The 21,517-nt window shown below is 73.0% G+C and carries 18 protein-coding genes, 2 pseudogenes and 1 riboswitch; of the genes and pseudogenes, 17 read left to right on the forward strand and 3 right to left on the reverse strand.

The features are described from left to right. Window positions 1–471 precede the first annotated feature (471 nt). Together ACIQMU_RS19740 and ACIQMU_RS19745 are read left to right on the forward strand one after the other, a co-directional pair. Complete coding sequence (locus tag ACIQMU_RS19740) at window positions 472–1,269, forward strand: hypothetical protein (protein ID WP_352240953.1); 798 nt, start codon at window positions 472–474, stop codon at window positions 1,267–1,269. Window positions 1,270–1,598: 329 nt separating this feature from the next. Beyond that, on the forward strand, window positions 1,599–1,901 hold the full coding sequence (locus ACIQMU_RS19745) for a hypothetical protein (RefSeq protein WP_352240952.1): 303 nt from the start codon (window positions 1,599–1,601) through the stop codon (window positions 1,899–1,901). A 44-nt stretch (window positions 1,902–1,945) separates the two neighbouring features. On the opposite strand, the gene ACIQMU_RS19750 is transcribed toward ACIQMU_RS19745, so the two are convergent. Then, window positions 1,946–2,761 (reverse strand): DUF3592 domain-containing protein, encoded by an 816-nt coding sequence (locus tag ACIQMU_RS19750; RefSeq protein ID WP_402689311.1) that lies wholly within the window; start codon window positions 2,759–2,761, stop codon window positions 1,946–1,948. Window positions 2,762–3,143: 382 nt separating this feature from the next. Between ACIQMU_RS19750 and ACIQMU_RS19755 the strand changes: the two genes are divergently transcribed. The 6 genes and pseudogenes from ACIQMU_RS19755 (at window position 3,144) to ACIQMU_RS19780 (ending at window position 9,450) form a co-directional block, all read left to right on the forward strand. Further along, on the forward strand, window positions 3,144–4,364 hold the full coding sequence (locus ACIQMU_RS19755; RefSeq protein ID WP_352240950.1) for a cytochrome P450: 1,221 nt from the start codon (window positions 3,144–3,146) through the stop codon (window positions 4,362–4,364). A gap of 22 nt (window positions 4,365–4,386) precedes the next feature. Beyond that, a pseudogene (locus ACIQMU_RS19760) lies at window positions 4,387–5,517 on the forward strand (type III polyketide synthase); the annotation flags it as partial. Window positions 5,518–5,616: 99 nt separating this feature from the next. After that, the gene (locus tag ACIQMU_RS19765; protein ID WP_352240949.1) at window positions 5,617–6,807 is read left to right on the forward strand and encodes a S8 family peptidase; all 1,191 of its coding nucleotides are present in this window, start codon (window positions 5,617–5,619) and stop codon (window positions 6,805–6,807) included. Between the two features lie 180 nt (window positions 6,808–6,987). Beyond that, window positions 6,988–7,995, forward strand: coding sequence for a LacI family DNA-binding transcriptional regulator (locus ACIQMU_RS19770; protein ID WP_352240948.1), 1,008 nt, complete (start codon window positions 6,988–6,990; stop codon window positions 7,993–7,995). Between the two features lie 44 nt (window positions 7,996–8,039). After that, the gene (locus ACIQMU_RS19775; RefSeq protein WP_352240947.1) at window positions 8,040–8,357 is read left to right on the forward strand and encodes a cupin; all 318 of its coding nucleotides are present in this window, start codon (window positions 8,040–8,042) and stop codon (window positions 8,355–8,357) included. A gap of 157 nt (window positions 8,358–8,514) precedes the next feature. Then, a complete protein-coding gene (locus ACIQMU_RS19780) occupies window positions 8,515–9,450 on the forward strand; it encodes a YihY/virulence factor BrkB family protein (protein ID WP_352240946.1) in 936 nt (311 codons plus the stop codon). Here the strand turns inward: ACIQMU_RS19780 and ACIQMU_RS19785 are convergent. After that, a pseudogene (locus ACIQMU_RS19785) lies at window positions 9,434–9,706 on the reverse strand (zinc-binding dehydrogenase); the annotation flags it as partial. The gene ACIQMU_RS19780 and the pseudogene ACIQMU_RS19785 sit on opposite strands and share 17 nt — an antisense overlap. Before the next feature lie 43 nt (window positions 9,707–9,749). After that, window positions 9,750–10,601, reverse strand: coding sequence for a M12 family metallo-peptidase (locus ACIQMU_RS19790; RefSeq protein ID WP_352240945.1), 852 nt, complete (start codon window positions 10,599–10,601; stop codon window positions 9,750–9,752). Window positions 10,602–10,827: 226 nt separating this feature from the next. On the opposite strand from ACIQMU_RS19790, the gene ACIQMU_RS19795 reads away from it, so the two are divergent. The 9 genes from ACIQMU_RS19795 (at window position 10,828) to ACIQMU_RS19835 (ending at window position 21,137) form a co-directional block, all read left to right on the forward strand. Then, window positions 10,828–11,700 (forward strand): ABC transporter substrate-binding protein, encoded by an 873-nt coding sequence (locus tag ACIQMU_RS19795; RefSeq protein ID WP_352240944.1) that lies wholly within the window; start codon window positions 10,828–10,830, stop codon window positions 11,698–11,700. Window positions 11,701–11,911: 211 nt separating this feature from the next. Then, window positions 11,912–12,598, forward strand: coding sequence for a helix-turn-helix domain-containing protein (locus ACIQMU_RS19800; protein WP_352240943.1), 687 nt, complete (start codon window positions 11,912–11,914; stop codon window positions 12,596–12,598). Further along, entirely contained in the window at window positions 12,595–14,079 is a 1,485-nt protein-coding gene (locus ACIQMU_RS19805) for an MFS transporter (RefSeq protein WP_402689312.1), read from the forward strand. Before ACIQMU_RS19800 ends, ACIQMU_RS19805 begins: the two co-directional genes overlap by 4 nt. Next, complete coding sequence (locus tag ACIQMU_RS19810; RefSeq protein ID WP_402689313.1) at window positions 14,063–14,995, forward strand: carbohydrate kinase; 933 nt, start codon at window positions 14,063–14,065, stop codon at window positions 14,993–14,995. The genes ACIQMU_RS19805 and ACIQMU_RS19810 overlap by 17 nt, the downstream gene beginning before the upstream one ends. A gap of 181 nt (window positions 14,996–15,176) precedes the next feature. Further along, complete coding sequence (locus tag ACIQMU_RS19815; protein WP_352241018.1) at window positions 15,177–16,211, forward strand: beta-ketoacyl-ACP synthase 3; 1,035 nt, start codon at window positions 15,177–15,179, stop codon at window positions 16,209–16,211. Further along, entirely contained in the window at window positions 16,195–17,451 is a 1,257-nt protein-coding gene (locus ACIQMU_RS19820) for a beta-ketoacyl-[acyl-carrier-protein] synthase family protein (RefSeq protein WP_352240940.1), read from the forward strand. Before ACIQMU_RS19815 ends, ACIQMU_RS19820 begins: the two co-directional genes overlap by 17 nt. A 73-nt stretch (window positions 17,452–17,524) precedes the next feature. After that, window positions 17,525–19,537, forward strand: a complete 2,013-nt coding sequence (locus ACIQMU_RS19825) for an acyl-CoA dehydrogenase (protein WP_402689384.1) — start codon at window positions 17,525–17,527, stop codon at window positions 19,535–19,537. Window positions 19,538–19,641: 104 nt separating this feature from the next. Further along, window positions 19,642–19,917 carry an acyl carrier protein gene (locus ACIQMU_RS19830; RefSeq protein ID WP_352240939.1) on the forward strand — a complete coding sequence of 92 codons (276 nt, stop codon included), beginning with the start codon at window positions 19,642–19,644 and terminating at the stop codon, window positions 19,915–19,917. Next, window positions 19,914–21,137, forward strand: coding sequence for a beta-ketoacyl-[acyl-carrier-protein] synthase family protein (locus tag ACIQMU_RS19835; RefSeq protein ID WP_352240938.1), 1,224 nt, complete (start codon window positions 19,914–19,916; stop codon window positions 21,135–21,137). Before ACIQMU_RS19830 ends, ACIQMU_RS19835 begins: the two co-directional genes overlap by 4 nt. Before the next feature lie 206 nt (window positions 21,138–21,343). Then, window positions 21,344–21,469, forward strand: a riboswitch (cobalamin riboswitch). The last annotated feature ends 48 nt before the right edge of the window (window positions 21,470–21,517 follow it).

Genomic DNA, 21,517 nt, shown 5'->3' on the forward strand with positions numbered 1-21,517 from the left:
GCCGGTCGGCGTGCCGGCGCCTTCATAGCTCATCGGTGAGCCCGAGCACGGCAGCGGCAGCGCAAGGGCCCCGGTGCGAGGTGGAAGCCTGCCGCCGTGCTGGGGCATTGATCCCTGTGTTCAGACCGGCCCTGCCTCGCCCGCGCCCTGCCGGGCGGAGACCTTCGGTAGGTCCGGGACCTTGACCTCCCGCCAAAGAGCTCCTGCCCGGCAGGAGCTCGGATCCAGAATTCATGTCCTCAGCCCGCCGACAGGGGCGTGGTCCGCCTCCACGATGCCCCCGGTGGCACCTCACCACGGCGACGTCATTTCGCATGAACAACTTCAGCACTCAAGATCACAGACTGCCGCCCAAACCTCTGAACAAACGCTGCTACTTCGTGGGCTGAATCCGCGAGGGCCAAGGCGGCACTGGAACGACTGGACCGTCCTTCCGCGCCGGTGTCAGTGCCGCATGCCACACTGCCGGCCATGTCGCTCGCTGATCTCACTCTCGACCTGTGGCGGACCTTCGACGAGGTCACCGCCCGGCAGATCGCCCAGAATGCCGCTGACCACGTGGGCGGCCGGGTGTCACTCGTCGAGGCCACGGAACACCTCGGTGCCTTGCTGCACCGCGTCCGGATCGTGCGGGAGGGGCAGGAGTTCGCCCTGATACCCGGAGGCCGGGTGCCCCTGGGCTTCGACCTCAGCACCTGGCAGCCGACTGCGCAGCAGGCCGCCGACTACGCCGAGAGCGTGGAACAGGGCTACGGTCACGGGCCCGATCTGCGGACCCACCTCGCCCGCATCCTCAGCGTTCCCCGCAACGTTCACCTGGCGACCGTCCTGATGGCCGTGGAGGACGAGAACCTGACCGAACCCCCGGCCGACATGCCGGCTGCCCTCTCCGCCCGTGGTCTGCGGATGCCGACCTCCGACGAGTGGGAACATGCCTGCGGCGCAGGGTCGGACACCCTGTTCCGGTGGGGCAAGGACTGTCCCCTCGACCGCATCCCCTACGGCGACGACACCGGCCCGCACAACGAACTGAACGCCTTCGGCCTGCACATCGCCTACGACACCTACCGCGTCGAGCTGACCGGCAATGTCACCGCGGTCCACGGCGGCGACGGGGGCGAATCGGTGTGCGGCGGCTACGGCCACCTGCTGGCCTGGCTCCCCCTGGCGACCGCCCACCGCAACCCTGAGATGGCCGAGTTCGTGTATGGACCGGACGGAGAGGACATGTACAACGACTTCTCCACCCGACCGGTGCTCACGCTCTGAGCGACCGCGCGGTCGTCAACCCGTCGACGGCCCCGCCCATCGGGTACACCCGGGGCGGAGCCTCACCTCTCGGGACCGTCCTACTGCATCGCCGCGTAGTCGTTCGGGGCTTGCGCAGGATGTCGATCATCTGGGCCTCGGTCAGCTTCCGAAATGCCACCGCGAACGAGTTCGCGATCCTCCGGAAGAAAACATCAGAAGGAATCGGCAGGGCTGCTCCAAGGTGCAGAGGGTTCCACATGCCTCCCGTGAATCCGTCTGTACGCATCTCGTCGCTGTGTCAGCCTTATCGGCTGGCCTGTGCAGGACAGGTCCGGGAAGGGTGTGCGATGACCACCGCGAAGAAGACGTTCGATCTTTTGGCCCCTGCTCGGTGTCAAGGGCTACGACTCCAACGCCCACCGCGGCGCACTGCGGAGCCGACGGATCCTGCCTGTCATCCACGCGAGGGATCCCCGAACATCAAGGGCACCGGCAAGCTCCGCCACGTCGTCGAGCAGACCTTCGCCCTGCTCCACCAGTTCAAGCGGCCCGCCGTGCGCTGGGAACGCCGCACCGAACTCCACGACGCCTTCGTCTCTCTCGCCTGCAGCCTGATCTGCTTCAGACGCCTCAAGCAGTACCCGTCATGAGCGGTGGTACGAGTTCGAGAAGTGCTCGGCACGCGCGTACGGAGTCAGCCACGCAACGCGATGAAGAGCTGGTACCCGGTGACTCCAAGTCCGCCGCAGGCCATACCCAGGCCCACGACTGCCATCAGCGCCATCATGACCTGGCCGTAGGGCGACTGGCGGGCGGAGGCACGGCTGGGGTTGCGCGGGTCGTAACTGAGCTCCAGTTGCTGCCCGCCGGTCGGCTCCCGGTAGAAGTGCAGCCCGCCGTCTTGGTCCACATACCGGTACACCTTGGTTTTGTCGGTGTAGTGGTCGAGTTCGGCCATCACCGTGATGCCGTGTTCGGGGAGACGCAGCGCGTCGTACAGGCCTCGTCCCAGCGTCAGAGCCATGAACGCCCCCGCGCACGCGAAGAGCTGAGAGAACGGCAGCGCGATCGCCCACGCCGGCTCACGGAGCACCGCCACTGTCACATCGATCACCGCGAAGACCGCGATCACGGCGACAACAAGATCGCGCTTCGAGGACCTTCGGGGGTGTCCAGCAGGCACTTCGGCAATCAGATCTTCGCCGTCGACGCGCGGTCCTTCGGCCGCTCTCTCGGGCAGGCGGGCCTCCAGGGCGGCGCAGAACGCGGTCACGGCAGCGGCGCCGGCATCGTGAACCGCGTACACGGCAGGAGGGCGGTCGGCCTCTGCAGTCGTCAGTACGACCTCGAACGAGCGGTCGAGGCTGCGGGCCGCTTCGATGGCGTCCAGCGGGATTCGTGTCACGCGCCCGTCCTGTTCCCACTGCACGTAGTCGAGTCCGTCCCCGAAGCGGGCGGTGGCACTGCTGCCGCGCAGCACGAGGGAGGGGAGGGCAGGCGTCGTCGTCATGTGCATATGACGGCTGAGATCAACAAACGGTTGCCCACCGTCGTGGCAGGCGCACGCCACAGCCTCAAGCTTGAGTTAGCGCCGTACGCGGCCCCGCCCTCCCGGACGGTCCGCCCCCGCCCTCCCGGGCGGCATCGCTTTCCCCGAAGGCCGGCTCCGCGTGTCCGGCGCCGGTCGTGGACCGTGGACTGACGGGGCCGCGTTCCCGGCCGTCGAAGCGTGCCCCGGCCGACCGAGCGCCGGGCGTGCGCCCCCCTGATCGACTGACCGCGGTGTGTCACTGACATGTTTCGGAGGGTGACGGGGCACAGAGGGGAGGTCTGGTGCCGGGTCCCGGTCCGACACGCCCCCCTTCCTCGAAGCGGTCATTGGGAGAACCTCGGTGGAGCACACCTCGGTGCAGAACAAGGAAACCGTACGGAGCTGTCCGTTCGACTACGCGCGGCAGCTGGAGTTCGACCCCCAGCTCAGGCAATTGCTGACCGAGGAGCCGGTGTCCCGCATCCGTATGGCCTACGGAGAGGGCGAGGCATGGCTGGTCACCCGCTACGAGGACGTCCGGACGGTCACCACCGACCGGCGGTTCAGCCGCAGCGCCGTCCTCGGCCGCGACTTTCCGCGGATGACCCCGGAGCCGATCGTCCAGGCGGAGTCGATCAACCTCATGGACCCGCCCGCCAGCAGCCGGCTCCGGAGCCTGGTCGCCAAGAGCTTCACCCCGCGCCGCGTCGAGCAGATGCGCGGCGGGACCCAGCGCGTGGTGGACCGGCTGCTGGACGGGATGGAGGACGAGGGCTCACCGGCCGACTTCGTCGCCCGGGTGTCCTCGCCGCTGCCGCTGATCACCATCTGCGAGGCGCTCGGCATCCCCGAGGCCGACCGGCCCTGGCTCCGGGCCCACGCCATGACCATGATGAACGTCGGGGCCGCCGGCAAGCAGGACGCGGTACGCGCCAAGGCGGAGCTGCGCGGCTACTTCCAGGAGCTGACCGCCGACCGGCGCCGCTCCCCGGGCGAGGACCTCATCAGCACCCTGGCCACCGCCCGGGACGGCGCCGAACTCCTGGACGACGACGAGCTGGCCGTCATGGCGATGGTCCTGCTCATCACCGGCCAGGACACCACCACCTACCAGCTCGGCAACATCGCCTACACCCTGCTCACCCGTCCGGAGCTCATGCGATCCCTCCGGACCGAACCGCGACGGCTGCCCCGCACTTTGGAGGAGCTGCTGCGCCACATCCCCTTCCGCAAGGGCGTCGGCATCCCTCGCGTCGCCACCGAGGACGTGGAACTCGGCGGCGTCCTCATCAAGGCCGGCGACGTCGTGCACGTGTCCTACCTGACGGCCAACCGGGACCCCGCCAAATTCGACCGCCCCGACGAGCTGGACCCCGACCGGCCGTCCATCCCGCACATGACGTTCGGCTGGGGCGCCCACCACTGCCTGGGCGCGCCGCTGGCCACCATGGAACTCGAGGTGGCGTTCTCCACGCTGCTGACCCGCTTCCCGGCCCTGCGTCTGGACGTGCCGCCCGCGGACGTCTCGTGGAACACGACGTCCATCTGGCGTTACCCGCTCGCCCTGCCCGTCACATGGTGACGAGAGCCTCCGCTCCAGAGAACGAGGAGAACCCATGGCGACCCTGTGCCGACCGGCCATCGCTGTGCCCGAGCACGTCATCACGATGCAGCAGACCCTGGACCTCGCCCGGGAGACCCACGCCGGGCACCCGCAGCGCGACCTCGTCCTGCGGCTCATCCAGAACACCGGCGTCCAGACCCGGCACCTCGTGCAGCCCATCGAGGAGACCCTGAGGCACCCGGGATTCGAGGTGCGCAACCGGGTGTACGAGGCCGAGGCCAAGATCCGGGTCCCCGAAGTCGTCCGGGCGGCCCTCGCCAACGCCGAGACCGACCCGTCCGAGATCGACCTGATCGTCTACGTCTCCTGCACGGGCTTCATGATGCCCTCGCTGACCGCCTGGATCATCAACACCATGGGCTTCCGGCCCGAGACCCGCCAACTGCCCATCGCCCAGCTCGGCTGCGCGGCGGGCGGCGCGGCGATCAACCGTGCGCACGACTTCTGCCTGGCCTACCCCGAGGCCAACGTGCTCATCGTGTCCTGCGAGTTCTGTTCGCTGTGCTACCAGCCCACCGACATCGGGGTCGGCTCGCTGCTCTCCAACGGACTCTTCGGGGACGCCGTCTCCGCGGCCGTCGTCCGGGGGCGGGGCGGCACCGGCATGCGTCTGGAGCGCAACGGCTCCCACCTGGTGCCGGACACCGAGGACTGGATCTCCTACGCGGTCCGCGACACCGGCTTCCACTTCCAGCTGGACAAGCGGGTCCCGGGCACCATGGAGATGCTCGCCCCGGTGCTCCAGGACCTGGTCGACCTGCACGGCTGGGACGTCCCGGACATGGACTTCTTCATCGTCCACGCGGGCGGGCCCCGCATTCTGGACGACCTCTGCCACTTCCTGAAGCTGCCGCCGGAGATGTTCCGCTACAGCCGGGCCACCCTCACCGAACGCGGCAACATCGCCAGTTCCGTCGTCTTCGACGCCCTGGCGCGCCTCTTCGACGACGGCGGCGCCGCCGAGTCCGCGCAGGGCCTCATCGCCGGTTTCGGGCCCGGCATCACCGCCGAGGTGGCCGTGGGCCGCTGGGCGAACGACGACGCCCGGGCGCGCGTCGGACACGAACTCGACGAGCTGGCACCGGCCGTGGGCGTTGCGCTGTCCGGCTGAACCCGCTAAGGCGACCGGCGGGCGGGGACGAAGGAACGGGTGTTCGCGCTTCGCGGACGCACTCGCTCCGTGAACGGACCCAAACTCCGAGGAGAACGCATGCGCCTGCCCGCCCGATGGGCCACGGCCGCCCTGCTGCTGATCGCACCGCTGGTCGGCGCGCCCGCTTCGGCGTCGGCCGACAGCGGACCGGAAGGGGTCCCGGTGGAGCAGTCCGCCCGGGCCGTACCCGGGCAGTACATCGTCACCCTGGAGCCCGGACTCCCGCCGGAGACCTTCCTGCGGGAGTTCGGGCTCGACCCGTTGTTCACGTACGGAAACGCCCTGCACGGCTTCGCCGCCACGCTCACCGCCACCGAACTCCAAGCGGTACGGGCCGTCCCCGGCGTCCTCGCCGTCGAGGAGAACGCCGAGGTGACCGTCCCCGAGCCCGTCGTCGCGAACCCGCTGCGGGCTCCGGCCGCCGGCTGGGGCACCGACCGCATCGACCAGCGAGCCCTGCCGCTGGACGACACCTTCACCACCACGGCCACCGGCAAGGGCGTGCGGGCGTACGTCGTCGACACCGGGATCGACGCCGCGCACACCGAGTTCGGCGGCCGGGTCGTGAACGGGTACGACGCCGTCGGGGACGGCCGCGACGGCATGGACTGCAACGGGCACGGCACCCATGTGGCGGGCACGGTCGGCGGCGCGGCCTCCGGTGTGGCCGAGGATGTCTCGCTCGTCAACGTACGGGTCCTGAACTGTGAGGGCCGGGGAACGTGGGCCGGCATCCTCGCCGGGTTCGACTGGGTCGCCGAGGACGCCGCGCGGCGCGGGACCCCCGCTGTGCTGAACGCCTCGCTCGGCGGCGCCCGCTCCACCGCGGTCGACGCGGCGGTCGAGGCGGTCGCCGACGCGGGGGTGCTGCCCGTCGTGGCCGCCGGCAACGACGACCGGGACGCCTGCGACGTCTCCCCGGCCGCCGCGGACGGTGTGGTCGCGGTCGGGGCGAGCGACCGGCGGGACCGGGAGACCTCCTTCAGCAACTGGGGTTCCTGCCTCGCTCTGTACGCCCCCGGGGCCGACATCGTCTCCGCCCGCCTCGGCGGCGGCGCCGTCTCGCTGAACGGCACCTCCATGGCCAGTCCGCACGTGGCGGGCGTCGCCGCGCTGTACAAGCAGGAGAACCCCTCGGCCTCGCCCGCCGCCGTCGCGCGGTGGCTGACGGACACGGCCACCGTGGACGTGCTCTCCGGCCTCGGCCAGGGTTCGCCCGGCCGGCTGCTGTACACCGGCGGCCTCTGACGTCCCGTCGGCCGACGGCTCCGTCGGTCACGACGTCCGGGCGTCGACAGTGCGCGGTCCGGGGAAGCGGGCTGTGCGACCGCAAAGGGGTACTTCCTGTTAGCCGGGAAGTACCCCTTATGCATGTAATTCTTGCATTGATAAGTCAATTGTTTGCGTCACTTACGCTAGTCTTGCGACATGACGCGACGACTTGCTCAGGTTGCCAAGAAGGTTGGGGTCAGCGAGGCCACGGTGAGCCGGGTGCTCAACGGCAAGCCGGGGGTCTCCCGGACCACCCGGCAATCCGTGCTGACGGCCCTGGACGTCCTCGGTTACGAGCGGCCCACCCAGCTGCGCGGCGAGCGCGCCCGGCTCGTCGGCCTCGTCCTCCCCGAACTGCAGAACCCGATCTTCCCCGCCTTCGCGGAAGTGATCGGCGGCGCCCTCGCCCAGCAGGGCCTCACCCCCGTGTTGTGCACCCAGACCAAGGGCGGGGTCTCCGAAGCGGACTACGTGGACCTCCTGCTCCAGCAGCAGGTCTCCGGCGTGGTCTTCGCGGGCGGCCTGTTCGCGCAGGCCGACGAGGCCCATGAGCACTACCACCGGCTCGCCGAGCGCCGCATCCCCGTCGTGCTGATCAACGCCCCCATCGAGGGGCTGGACTTTCCCTGCGTCTCCTGCGACGACGCCGTGGCGATCGAACGCGCCTGGCGCCACCTGGCCTCCCTCGGCCACGAACGCATCGGCGTGGTGATCGGCCCGTCCGACCACGTGCCCTCGCGCCGCAAGCTCGCCGCGGCCCGGTCCGTCGCGTCGGCCACCGGCGGGGAACTGGCCGAGGAGTACGTCGAGCGCTCGATGTTCTCCCTGGAGGGCGGGCAGGCCGCGGCCTCCCGGCTGCTGGAACGGGGCGTCACCGGCATCATCTGCGCCAGTGACCCGCTGGCACTCGGCGCCGTGCGGGCGGCCCGCAGGCGCGGTCTGCGGGTGCCCGCGGACATCTCGGTGGTCGGCTACGACGACTCGGCGTTCATGAACTGCACCGACCCGCCGCTCACCACGATCCGCCAGCCGATCGAGGCCATGGGCCGGGCCGCCGTCGAACTGCTCTGCACCGGCATCCAGGGCGGATCGGTCCCGCCGGGCGAGCTGCTGTTCGAGCCGGAGCTGGTGGTACGGGGCTCGACCGCCAAGGCGCCCCGCTGAGCCCGCGGATCGCGGCCCCGTCACGGCTGCGGCACAGTGGGCACATGGACGACCTCAACGTACTCGCCGAGGAACACCTGACCGCCGCCCGCGCCTCCGCGCACGGCCGCAGCGCCCACCTCCTGCTTCAGCAGCCGCCCTTGCGGCAGACGGTGATCGCTCTCACCGGGGGGACGGCGCTCGACGAGCACAACGCCCCGCCCGCCGCCTCGCTCCTCATCCTGCGCGGTGCCGTCCGCCTCACCGCCGCCTCGGGCGACGTCGAGCTGCCGGCCGGGGTCCTGCACCCGATCCCGCAGGAACGGCACGGGCTGCTGGCGCTCCAGGACGCGGTGGTCCTGCTCACGGCCGTCAACGACTGAGCGCCGCCGCCGGCGTACGGCTCGCCGCGGGCGCCGGCCGGGCGGGGGGTGTGCTTCGGCCCGGAGGTGGCAGGAGAGGATCGAGCGGGTCGGCGCGTCCGGGGAACGGGCGGGCCGTGCCCCCCGCCGCGTCCGCCCACGTCCCCGGAGTGCCAGCTTGCCCACCCAGACCGCGTCCGCCGCGGGAAGCGCCGCCCCCACCGCCGGGCGCCCCGCACCGTCCCGCCGCTGGCGCGGCGCCCTGCGCCGCACACCGGTCTCACTGTGGAACGACGACGTCACCGACTGGGCCGCCGCCCTGACGTACTACGCCATCCTCGCCCTGCTCCCGGCGCTCCTGGTCACCGTCTCCCTGATCGGGCTGGCCAACCCCGACGCGACCCGCGCCCTGATCGCCGACATCACCGCCTTCGCCCCGGCCGAATCCGGTGAGGCGCTGCGCCGGCCGCTGGAGGCGGCGATCGAACAGCACACCGCCGTCTGGGTACTCGTGGTGACCGGCAGCGTCAGCGCCGTGTGGTCGGCGAGCAGCTACCTGGCGGTGTTCCGGCGGGCGATGCACGCCATGCACCGGGTGCGGGACGCCCGCCCGGCGCTGCGCAAGGCCCACATCATCGTCGTGTCGGCGATCGGGCTGCTCGTCCTGCTGATGACGAGCGCCTTCGCCCTGGTCCTGACCGGCCCGCTGGCCCGCTGGTTCGGCCGCCGCCTCGGCCTGCCGCACGCGGGCGAGACCCTGTGGGCGGTCCTGAAGTGGCCGGTGCTGCTGTGTCTCGTCGCCTGCCTGATCATGGTGCTCTTCCGTACCGGCCCGCGCTCCGCGCGCGGCGTCCGCAGGGGCCTGCCCGGCGGGGTCCTGGCCGCCTTCCTGTGGCTGGCCGGATCGGCGGTGTTCGCGCTGTACGCGACCCGGATCGGCGACTACAGCCGGCTGTACGGATCGCTCGCCGGGCTCGTCGTCTTCCTGATCTGGATCTGGTTCGCCAACCTCTCGCTGCTGGCCGGCGCGCAGTTCAACGTCGAGCTGGAGCGGCGCGATCCGGGGCACGCGTCCTCCGGCGCCGGCGGCGAGGGGGTCACGGCCGCAGGATGAGCCGGACCGGGTCGCCCTCCTTGGTCGCCTTCCTTGGTCTCCATCCGCCTCACCGCCGCCGCCGCGTCGTCCGGCGGCAGGACGTCGGTGATCGACCGGGAGAAGTCCAGCCGGCCGCCCTCCGCGAGCCGGACGAGCTGCGCCACATGGTGCCCCCGGAGCCGTAGTGGCCCAGGATCCGGTGCTGGAGGTAGCTGAAACGGGTGCCGCGGTCGACCGTCGACGGCTGGTCGGTCAGCCCCACCAGCGCCGGCCGCGTCCGGAGCGACCGCCCCGCGGCCCCCGGGGTGCGGTCCGGGTCATCCCCGGTCGCGGTATCCGGCGACGATCGGCATGGTCTCGCGCAGCACCCGTACGGCGTCGTTGTGCGCGTCGCCCAGCCGATGGCCCTTCCACGTCTCCGTCGCACTGGAGAACCGGCTGATCCGCCGGCAGTGGTCCCCGCACGCGGAGCGGTACGCCATGATCGTGTAGTGCTGGCCGTCCCCGGTGACCCAGCCGGTGTTGTACGGGCGGTTGCGGCTCACGCTCATCGAGCCGTGCGCGTTGCCCGTCAGCGTCGTGCGGTCATGGGCGAGGCCCAGATTGTGGCCGATCTCGTGGCTCGCCGAATCCAGCCCGATGCCGTCGACCTCGACGACCGAGTAGGCGTACTCGTCCGTGGAGCGGTCGAGCGCGGGCGTGTAGTCCGCGGTGCCGCCGCCCCGCTCCGGCCGGTCCACGACGAGCGTGACCAGATCGGCGCCGTACCGTGCGCGCTGCTCGTGCACCTGCCGTCCGAGCCCCGCCGAGGCGTGGTCCTTGAGGGCGGCGTGCGCGGCGCGGAACTCCTCCGAGCCCTTGTAGCCGGTCGCCGTGTAGGGGTGGACGACGCGGACGACGCCGCAGAGCCCGCCCGCCGCCAGGGACCGGTTCATCCGCGTCGCGATCCGCTGGGCCGAGGAGGGCACCCGGCGCTCGCCGCCCGCCCGCTTCGCGGCCTTCGGCGTGTAGACGGCGAGCACGTCGACCACGGGGCACCGCGCCGCCCCCGTCGCGACCGCCGTCGGACGGACCGTCGCCCCGGCCGTGGCCGGGGCGTCCGCCGATGCCGCGCAGAGCGAAGCGCCGAGGCCGACGGTCAGGGATGCCCGCAAGAGGGTCGTACGCATGGGGAGTCGACTCCGTCCGGAAGGGGGCGGCCCACGGCACCGCCCGATGACTAAGAGTGTCTTATTTCTAACACTCCGTGATGGGAGCTGTCCGGCTCGCCTCGAAGCCCGGCGGGCGCCGGTTGTGCGCGAGCGGGAGGGGTGTGGCGGCGAGGAGGTGGGCAGGTACACGTGTGCCAACCAGCGCGAGCGTTACGGCAGTCGGCGGCAGAGGGGCGTGTGTGACGTGACGGAACAGAGCGAATGGCGGTTCTCCGACGACCGGGGCCAGCGGTCGGCGGCGCCCCGGCCGCCCGGCCGGGTGCTGGCCTATGTCCAGGCCGGGGCCACCCTGTGGGACCTCGGCGTCCGGCCGGTGGGGATCTTCGGCTCCGGCCACGACGGACCGGACCCCGACCCGGCGAAGACCGGGACTCTGCCGCTGGACGAGGTCGTGTACGCCGGTGCGGGGGACGCACTGGACGTCGAGCGGCTGCTGAGCACCGGGCCGGACCTCGTGGTGGCCGTCAGCTACGGCGGCGGCCACGTCTACGGGCTGGCCTCCGAGACGGCCAAGTCCCTGGAGGAGCGGGTCCCGGTCGTCGTCCTGGACGTCGGTCGGGCCCGCGACTTCGGCGAGATCGGCGACCGGTTCGCCGAGCTGGCCCGCTCGCTCGGCGCGGCGGACCGCCCGAGCGCGGAACAGGACCTGGACGCCGCCCGGGAGCGGCTGCGCGCCGTCGTCGCCGCCACGTCCGCCGACGCGCCCCGGGTGCTCGCCCTCTCCCCGGCCGGCCCGGGCCGAGCGCACGTAGCACGTCCCGGAATGTGGCCCGAACTGCGCGTGCTCACCGAACTGGGCGTCCGGCTGGTGGAACCGGCCGAGGGCCCGGGGGCCAACTGGTCCACGCTCGACCGCGCGGACACCCTCGCGCTGCGCCCCGAGGTGTTCCTGACCGACGTCCGCGCCCACGCCACGCCACTGGCGGTGCTGCGCGGAAGCGAGGAGGGGGCGGCGCACGTCGTCCCGTGGAATCCCGAGCCCCTTTACGGGCCCCGCGACCACGCCCGGTTCCTGGGTCTGGTCGCGGACGCGCTGGAGGCGGCACGGGAGGGCTGACCGGGAGCACCGCTACGGGCGGAGTGCCGCGCGGAAGCGGGGCTCCGCCCTTGCCGTGCGTCCCCGCGGCGCGCCGGGCCGGCGACGGGTCCTGGGCTGTGCCCTGAACGACAGGTCCTGGCGCGTGGCTCCGCAGGCGCCTTCCCCATCTCCAAAAAATATTCTGCAAAAATACTTTGGTAAAGCACCTCTGCTGTCCTACGCTGCGGTTATGGACAGCGAAGACGGTCATCGCGTACTCGATCCGGCGCAGGACGGGGCCGCCCTCAAGGCCCTCACCCACCCCCTGCGCCTCACCCTGCTCGGGCTGCTGCGGCAGCACGGCCCGGCCACCGCCAGTGAGCTGGCGGTCAGGACGGGGGAGTCCTCGGCCTCCACCAGCTACCACCTGCGAGTGCTCGCCAAACACGCGTTCGTCGTCGAGGCCGACCACCGCGACAGCCGGGAACGGCGCTGGAAGTCCGTGCACGACGTCACCTCGTGGAGCAACGAGGCGCTGCACCGCAGTCCCGGCGGCAGCACGATCCTCGGCGTCCTGCGCCGCCGACAGGTCGAGCACCTCCAGCTGTCGCTGGACCGCCACGAGGCCGACCTGGAGAGCGGCCGGCTGGGCCAGGAGTGGCAGGAGCCGTCGGGCGTCAGCGACCTGCTGCCCCGGCTGACACCCGAGTCGCTCGCCGAGCTGTGGGAGGTGTTCCGGGCGAAGGCGGACGAACTGACCGCCCGCGACGCCGGGGACCCCCGCGCCGAGCAGGTCGTCCTGTTCGCCGCCGGACTGCCGCTGGCCCCGGAGCCGGTGGACGGCCCGGCCCCGGACCCGGACCCCGCGCCCGCCGCCGGACCCGGTGCGGCGGACGGCGAAGACCCGGACGCCACACCCTCCCGAGACGCCTCGTGACCCGGGAGGCCGACGGGCCGGCCCTCCCCACGACTCTGGAGCGCGGTCCGGACGAGGCGACCTCGCGCCGCCGGTTCGTCGCGGTCTCGTTCCTCTTCTGGTTCCCCATCGGCATGTCCATCGCGACGGGGGTGCTCCTCTTCACCGAACGCGGCATGGGCCTGGCCGCCGTCGCCGGCTTCTACGCCGTGCACTCCCTCACGGCCGCCGTGATGGAACTGCCCACGGGCGGCCTGTCCGACGTCATCGGGCGACGCCCCGTCCTGGCCGTCGCCGGACTGCTCAACCTCGCCGCCTTCACCCTCATCGGCCTCGGGTCGGCGGGCTGGGCCATCGCACTCGGCATGGGGTTGATGGGCCTGGCCCGCGCGCTGTCCAGCGGCCCCGCCGAGGCTTGGTACGTCGACACCGTCCACGCCCACGCCGGACCCGACGCCGACCTGCGTACGGGGCTGGCGCGCGGCGGCTCCGCGACCTCGGCGGCCCTCGCCCTCGGCACCCTGCTCGGCGGCGGTCTGCCCTGGCTGATCGGCCTGTGGCCCGGCTTCGGTGCGTGGCTGACCGACGCGACCGCCGGGCTCGTGATCCCGCTCTCCGTGCCGGCTCTGCTCGGCGCGCTGGTCGAGGTCGTCTTCGTGCTGTACGTGCTGCACGCCCTGCGCGAACCCGTCCGGCCCCGGGCCGGTCCGCGCGGGGTCGTGGGCCAGGTGCCCGCCGCCATCGCCGCCGGGCTCCGGCTCGGCGCCCGGGACGCCCTGATCCGGCGCATCCTGCTGACGGCGAGCGCCGCGGGGGCGGCGCTCGCGGCCGTCGAACTGCTCACCCCGGGCCGGGCCGCCGCCCTCATGGGGACGGCCGAATCCGGGGCCGTGCTCTTCGCCGGGCTGGCCTGCGCCGGATTCGTGTGCGCCGCGCTCGGCAGCCAACTCGCCCCCCTCGTCGCCCGGTTCGCGGGCGGCAGCGAGCGCGCGGTGCTCGCGAGCCTCGGAGTGGTGGCCCTGGGGCTGACCCTGCTCGGCCTCACCGCGCACACGATGAGCCCCCTCGCCACGGCGGCAGCCGTCACCGGTTACGGGCTGGTGTACCTGGGCCTCGGAGCCGCGGGCCCCAACGAGAACGACCTGCTGCACCAGCGGGTCGACGCCTCGGGCCGCGCCACCGCGCTCTCCGTCCAGTCGCTCTCGCTGCAACTGGTCGCCGCCGGCGCCGGACTGGCCGCCGGCGCCCTGCCGCCGGGCCCGCTGCCCTGGTTGCTGGCCGCTGCCGCCGTACTGTCGGGAGCCCTACTCTGGGTCCGTCGGGCCGCCCCTCCGGGGGACGTCCCGCCGGCCTTCCGGAAGGACCGGCACGGCCAGGGCTCCTCACCTCGGGGGAAGGCGTCCGCGCCGGAGCCGGCTACCGCCCCGGGGGCCGTCCGCCCCGTCGGACGCCTCCACGACACCGTCCCCCAGGAGACCCGCCCCCATGCACGACCGACTTGATCCGCTGGTCATCGGCGAATGCGTCGCCGACATCGTCCGGCTGCCGGGCGAGGCCGACCGGGTCCACCCGGGCGGCAGCCCCGCGAACGTCGCGTACGGCCTGTCCCGCCTCGGCCACGACACCACCCTGCTCACCCAGTTGGGCCCCGACGGTCACGGGCGGCTCATCCGGGACCACTTGGCCGCCGCCGGGGTCGAGGTCCGCACCGACGGCGCCACCGGCCCCACCCCGTCGGCCGCCGTCACCCTGGACGGCCACGGGCACGCCGCGTACGCGTTCGAGATCCGCTGGTCCCTGGAGCCGGTGGTGCTCGAACGGGCGCCGGGGCACGTGCACACCGGCTCGATCGCGGCCGTCGTCGAGCCCGGGGCCGCGACGGTCCTGGCCGCCGTGGAGTCGCTGCGGTCCGGTGCCACCGTCAGCTACGACCCCAATGTGCGGCCCGAGTTGATGGGGGAGCGCTCCGGGGCCGTGGCCCGGGTCGAGCGGTGCGTCGCGCTGAGCGACGTGGTGAAGGCCAGCGACGAGGACCTGAGGTGGCTGTACCCGGACGAGGAGCCGCAGCGGGTCGCCGAGCGGTGGCTCGCCGCCGGGCCGGCGCTCGTCCTCGTCACCGGGGGCGCGGCGGGCGCGTTCGCCCTGTCCTCCGGCGGCCGGGCCGCCGTCGAGGCGCTGCCCGTCACCGTCGCCGACACCGTGGGCGCGGGCGACGCCTTCATGTCGGGGGCCCTTCACGCCCTCGCCGCGCACCGCCTCCTCGGACCCGGAGCCCGTGACCGGCTGCGCGCCGTGGACCGGGACGCCGTGACCGACGTCCTGCGCCACGCGGCCGCCTCCGCCGCCGTCACCGTCTCCCGGGCGGGGGCCGCCCCGCCCGGCGCGGACGAGCTCCGCCAGGCGCTCGCGCGTAACTGACGCCACGTCATGACCCGTTCGGCTCAGTCGAACGCATCCTCGTGAGACGTTCCGCCGTTCGTCAACCGGACGCAGTACGACAACGGGATCGGGGCAACGGGTGGCGAGGAGACGGACGGCCGAGAGCGCTGCGGAGCCGGGGACGCGGACGGGCGTCTTACCGGCCGGGGCACGCACGGCACTGCTGGAGAGCGTGGCGGGGTGGGTGCCGGGGGAACCGGTCGGCAACGACCGGCTCCCCGCGGACTGGGACGTCGACGACGCCTGGATCCGCCGCCGCACCGGCATCGGCAGCCGGCACCGCGCCGGCCCGGGCCTCGCCACCGGAGACCTCGCCTTCGAGGCGGCCTCCCGGTTGCTGGCCCGCGCCCCGGCGACGGACGAGGTGGACGCGGTGGTCCTCGCCACCGCCACCCCCGACCACCTCTGCCCGGGCACCGCCCCCGCGCTCGCGGCCCGGCTCGGGCTCGGCACCGTACCGGCCCTGGACATCGCCGCCGTGTGCAGCGGCTTCGTCTACGGCCTCGCCGTCTGCCACGGGCTGGTCGCCGCGGGTCTCTACGAGCGGGTCCTGCTGGTCGGCGCCGACGTCTACTCGACCTGGCTCGATCCGGCCGACCGCTCGGCGGGCGTCGTCTTCGGCGACGGGGCCGGCGCCGCCCTGGTGGCGGCCGGGCGCTCCGGCGATCCCGGGGAGCTGCTCGCGTTCGACCTGGGCAGCGACGGCACGGGCTACGACCTGATCACCGTCCCCGGCGGCGGGGCCCGCGCCCGGGCGAGCGGAAAGCCGCCGGCCCTGGACGACGGGTTCTTCCGCATGCGGGGCGCCATCGTCTACCAGCATGCCGTCGAGCGGATGACCGGCTCCTGCCGGACGCTCCTGGACCGGGTCGGCTGGGCCCCGTCCGAGGTCGACCGCTTCGTGCCGCACCAGGCCAACGCCCGGATTCTGCGCGCCGTCGCCGACCGGGTCGGCATCGCGCCACAACGCTGCGTCACCCATCTGGAGCGGGTCGGGAACACCGGAGCCGCCTCCATCCCGCTGGCCCTGGCCGACGCGGCGGGCCAGGGCCGCCTCCGCCCCGGCGACCGGGTGCTGCTCACCGCCTTCGGCGGCGGACTGACCTGGGGTTCGGCCGCGCTTCGCTGGCCGGGGACCCCGCAGACCATTTCCACGGATTCTACGGAAGGAACACAGCATGTCGCTCCCCGCTGATCAGGGCACCGAGGCCGCGGCCGGCACCGCCATCGCGGTGACGGGCATCGGCCTGGTGACACCCGCAGGGGCGGACGAGCACAGCTTCTGGGAGAGGCTGTGCTCCGGGCACTCCACCGCCCGGCGGTGCGAGGAACTGGCCGGACTGCCCGTCGACTTCGCCTGCCCGGTGGACGGCGTCGACCTGGACGCGGCGGTGGGCGGCCGGTCGGTGTGGCGGATGGCCCGGTTCGTGAAGCTGGCCCTGGTGGCCGCCCGGCAGGCCGTCGCCGACGCCGGCCTCGATCCGGCGCGGTGGGACGGCAGCCGGGTCGGGGTGGTGCTCGGCGTGGGCGTCGGGGGCGTCTCCGTCCTGGTGGACAACGCGGCCAAGCTGGCAGCCTCGGGCCCCGAGGCGGTCTCCCCGCTGCTCGTCCCCATGATGATCCCCAACGCGGCGGCCGGCGAGGTCGCCATCGCGCTGAAGGCGGGAGGCCCGAGCCTCGCGCCCGCCACCGCCTGCGCATCCGGCGCCACCGCCGTGGCCGTCGCCCGCGACCTGCTCCTCGGCGGCAGCTGCGACGTGGTGGTGGCGGGCGGCGCCGAGTCGGTGCTGACCCCGCTGGTGGTCACCGCCTTCGCCCGGATGGGCGCGCTCTCCACCCGCAACGGAGACCCGGCGGGCGCGTCCCGCCCGTTCGCCGCCGACCGGGACGGCTTCGTCATCGGCGAGGGCGCCGCCATGCTCGTCCTGGAGCGCGAGGCGGGGGCCCGCTCCCGGGGCGGCCGCCCGCGCGCCCTGCTCACCGGGGCCGGGTCCAGCACGGACGCCCACCACCCCACCGCCCCGGCCCCCGACGGGCACGGCGCCCAGCGGGCGGTCCGGGCGGCGCTCGACCAGGCGGGCTGGGCACCGGGCGACGTCGACCACATCAACGCCCACGGCACCTCCACGCCCCTCAACGACGCCATGGAGACCACCCTCGTCTCCCGGCTCTTTCCGCACCGGCCACCGGTGACCGCGCCCAAGGGCGTCGTCGGGCACACCCTGGCCGCGGCGGGCGCGATCGAGGCGGTGGCCACCGTCCTGACGCTGGAACGCTCGGTCATTCCGCCGATCGCCAACCTGGACTCGCTCCCCGACGCCTTCCCGCTCGACTGCGTGACGAAGGAACCCCGCCACCAGCGGGTCGAGAGGGCGGTCAGCCACTCCTTCGGCTTCGGCGGCCACAATGTCGCGCTCGCCTTCCAACGCGCCTGATTCGCAGGGGCATTTCGGGACGGCGGGGGTGTCCTCGCCGTTCCTTGATCGTTACTGGGTTGTGACCGAAATCATGAACGACGCGGCCCCGCCGCCCACGAACGATCTGCTCACCGCAGTGCTCTTCGGACCCAACTTCCGCCAGGAGCACGGATTCTGGCGCCGACTGCTCACGACAGAGCCGTTCCGGCGCCCCGGAGGAGGCACCCCCGACGAACGGCTGGCCCTCTCCTACCACCGGCTGCGCATCCTCAACAACGCGCTCGACAGCGGTGCGAGACTGGCCGCCGACCCCCGGGCGCTGGCCGCCCTGCACGAATGGCTCGGCCCCGTCGACCCCGCGCTGACCACCGTGGCGGGCATCCACTACAACCTCTTCCTCGGCAGCCTCCTCGACCACGACGCGGCCACGTCGCGCGACCTGTCGGACTACCTCGCCCTGCGGCGCGTGGGCACCTTCCTCTGTACGGAGGTGGCGCACGGCAACGACGCGGCGGCCGTCGAGACCACCGCGACGTACGACCGTGAACGCGACGGCTTCCTCCTGCGCACCCCGCACGCCGGCGCGCAGAAGTTCATGCCCAACACCAGCCCCGCCGGAGGCCCCAAGTCCGGTGTGGTGGCGGCCCGGCTGCTCGTCGACGGAGCCGACCACGGGGTCTTCCTCTTCCTCACCCCGCTCACCGACGCCCACCGCGCCCTGCCCGGTGTCCGGGTGCGGCGGCTGCCCGCCCGGATGGGCTCCCCGGTCGACCACTGCCTGACGTCCTTCGACGACTGCTTCGTCCCACGTGAGGCACTGCTCGCCGGAGAGCAGGGGCGGATCGGCGAGGACGGACGGTTCCGCAGCGAAGTCCCCAACCGCAGACGCCGGTTCCTCACCTCCATCGGCCGGGTCACCCCCGGCAAACTCTCCATGAGCGCCTGCGCGGTCGGCTCCGCCCGGGTCACCCTGGCCATCGCCGTCCGCTACGCCGGACACCGGACGATCTCCGGAGCGCGCGCTGCGCGACGGATCCCGGTGTACGCGCACCGCACCCACCACGGGCCGCTGGCCGGGGCCATGGCGACCGTCTACGCGATGAGCCTGCTGCACCGCAGGGCGCTGGACCGCTGGGAGTCGGCCCCGGAGGCCGACCGGGACGAGGCGGAGCGCCTGGTGGCCGTCGCCAAGGGGTGGATCACCTGGCAGGCGCGCGGCGTCATCGTCGAGTGCCGCGAACGGTGCGGGGCCCAGGGGCTCCTGGAGAACAACGGCATGACCGAGCTGTTCACCGGCATCGAGGGGGCGATCACCGCCGAGGGGGACAATCTCGCCGTGCACGCCAAGGCGGCCGCCGAAATGCTGTTCAGCGCCACCGCCCGGGAGGCGGTCCCGGACGACGGCCCCGGTGAGCCGGCCGACCCCGCCTTCCTCGGCGGGCTGTTCGCGGCCGTGGAGGACCTCTGGTTCGCCCGCGCCCGCGAGCGGATGAGCGCCGCACCGCCCGGCGACCCGCTCGCCCGCTGGAACGCCGCCTCCTCGGCCGCGCTGCGCGGCGTCGAGGCGTACGCCTACCGGCAGGCCGACGAAGCGTACGCCGACTCCGTCGCCTCCCTGCCCGAGGGCGAGGCGCGCGAACGGCTGACCGAGCTGCGCAGACTCTTCGCGTTGCGGTGGATCACCCGCAACAGCGGCGACCTGCTCGCCTCCGGACGGCTGACGGCCGATCAGGTCACCCTGCTGCCCGACGCGGTGGAGGAGGCGGTCGCCGTCGTGGCCGAGCACACCCCCGCCCTGGTGGAGTCCTTCGCGCTTCCCGAGCGCCTGATGTCGGACTGGCCGATCGCCGGCCCCGGCTACGCGGACGTCTACGACGACCCGGAGGGGCCCTGGCACCGGGGCCGCAGAGCGGGAATCCGGGGCCGCGCGGCGGAGTTCCGGAGGCCGGTCTGCGGCAGCAGGAGGCGACCGCTGCGCGAGAAGGTGGCGGCGCTCGGAACCCGCGGGGTCCTCCTGGCGTACTGGGGAACCACATCCATGCTCTCCCGATGGTTCGAGAAGCCGCAGGTGAGCGTAGACGAATCGGTTCGCCCCAAGGCGTAACCGGAAGATTGTCATCCAGTTACTTCGGCGGTGGGTCCGTGCGTTCGTCCGCCCGCCACGAAGGAAGAAGCCAAGCCGATGAGATACCGATGAGAGGAATCACCATGAAGACCATCCACCCCAAGATCACCGAGGTGCTGACCGGGACGTTCAAGGTGCCCGCCGCCGAGATCCTGCCGGAGTCCACGATGGACAGCCTGGAGATGGACTCCCTCGCGGTCGCCGAGTTCGCCGTCATCATCAAGGAGACGCTGGGTGTCGACGCCGACTCGGAGAAGCTCTACAAGGGCGCCACGTTGGCCGACATCTCCGCGTACATCGACGCGGCCGTCGGCAGCGCGGCGGCCGAGGCCACGGTGCCGGTGAGCAACACCCGATGAAGCGACCCGCCATCGCCGTCACCGGCCTGGGAATGATCACCCCGGTCGGCCACACCACCGACACCACCTGGGACGGAGTCCGCGCGGGGCGGTCACCCGCCCGCACCGTTCCCGCCCTGCGGGGCTGCGCGGTCGACTTCGCGTGCACGGTCTCCGGCATCGACCTCGACGACGCGGTCGGCGGCCGGACCGCTTTCCGGATGGGCCGGTACGTCAAGTTCGCCGTCCTGGCCGCCCGGGAGGCGGTCGCCGACGCCGGGCTCGACCCGGCGCACTGGGACGGCACCCGGGTCGCCGTCGTGGTCGGCACCAGCAGCGGAGGGTCCGCCGGACTCACCGAACAGGCCGTCGCCCTGGAGCGGCGCGGTCCCGAGGCCACCTCGCCCTCGGGCATCCTGCTGACCATCCCGAGCATGCCCGCGGCCGAGATCGCCATCCTGATGAAGGCCACCGGACCCAGCCTGGCCCCCTGCACCGCCTGTTCCTCCGGGGTGACCGCACTGTCGGTGGCCCGGGACATGCTGACGCTGGGCCACTGCGACATCGCCATCGCCGGGGCCACCGAGTCGATCGTGTTTCCGGTCGCCATGACCGGCTTCGCCCGCTCCGGCGCGGCGGCACCGCGGGACGGCGACCCCGCCCGGCTCTGCCGCCCCTTCGCCGCCGACCGGGCCGGACTCGTCATGGGCGAGGGCGCGGCCATCATGGTCCTGGAGCGGGCCGAGGACGCCCGTGCCAGGGGGGCCGCCCCCCGGGCGCTGATCGCGGGAACCGGCGCCACCACCGACGCCCACCACCCCACCAGCCCCCACCCCTCCGGGGAGGTCGCACAGGCGGCCGTCGACGCCGCGCTGCGCGACGCGGGCTGGCACGCCGAAGACGTCGACCACGTCAACGCGCACGGGACGTCGACCCCCCTCAACGACGCCACCGAAGCCGCCCTCATCGCCCGGGCCTACCCGCACCGGCCGCCCGTCACCGCCCCCAAGGGCGTGCTGGGCCACTGCATGGGGGCGGCCGGCGCCATCGAAGCGGGTCTGACGATCCTCACGCTCCAGCACGGGGTGATCCCGCCGATCGCGAACCTGGACGCCCCCGAGCCCGGGTTCGACATCGACTGCGTCACCAAGGTCCCGCGCGAGGCGCCCGTACGGCGGGCCGTCAGCCACTCCTTCGGCTTCGGCGGCCAGAACGCGGTGATCGCCCTTCAGGCTCCGTGAGCTTCGGGCTCGTCGGCCCCTGGGCTCCGTGACCGTCAGGCGGCGCGGCCCAGGGGCCCGTGGTCCGGTGCGCATCCACCGGGCCGGTGCGACGGGCCGACCCCGCGCCGCATCGGCCCCGCGCACGACGATCCGCCGTATCGCCGCCGCCCGCTCGCAGACGCGTGGTAGCTTGCCGGGGCCAGTCGAACCCCAGTGACGGGGTCAGGGAATCCGGTGCGAATCCGGAACTGACGCGCAGCGGTGAGGGGGACGGGCGGGGCCACGGCCACTGGAGCGCGGATGTGCTCCGGGAAGGCGTCCCGTCCGGACGAACCCGAGTCCGAAGACCTGCTGGCGCCCGCGCCCGACCGGGGCACGGGAACCGTACGACGGGCTCC

Source organism: Streptomyces sp. NPDC091649 (genome assembly GCF_044756785.1).
GTDB lineage: Bacteria > Actinomycetota > Actinomycetes > Streptomycetales > Streptomycetaceae > Streptomyces.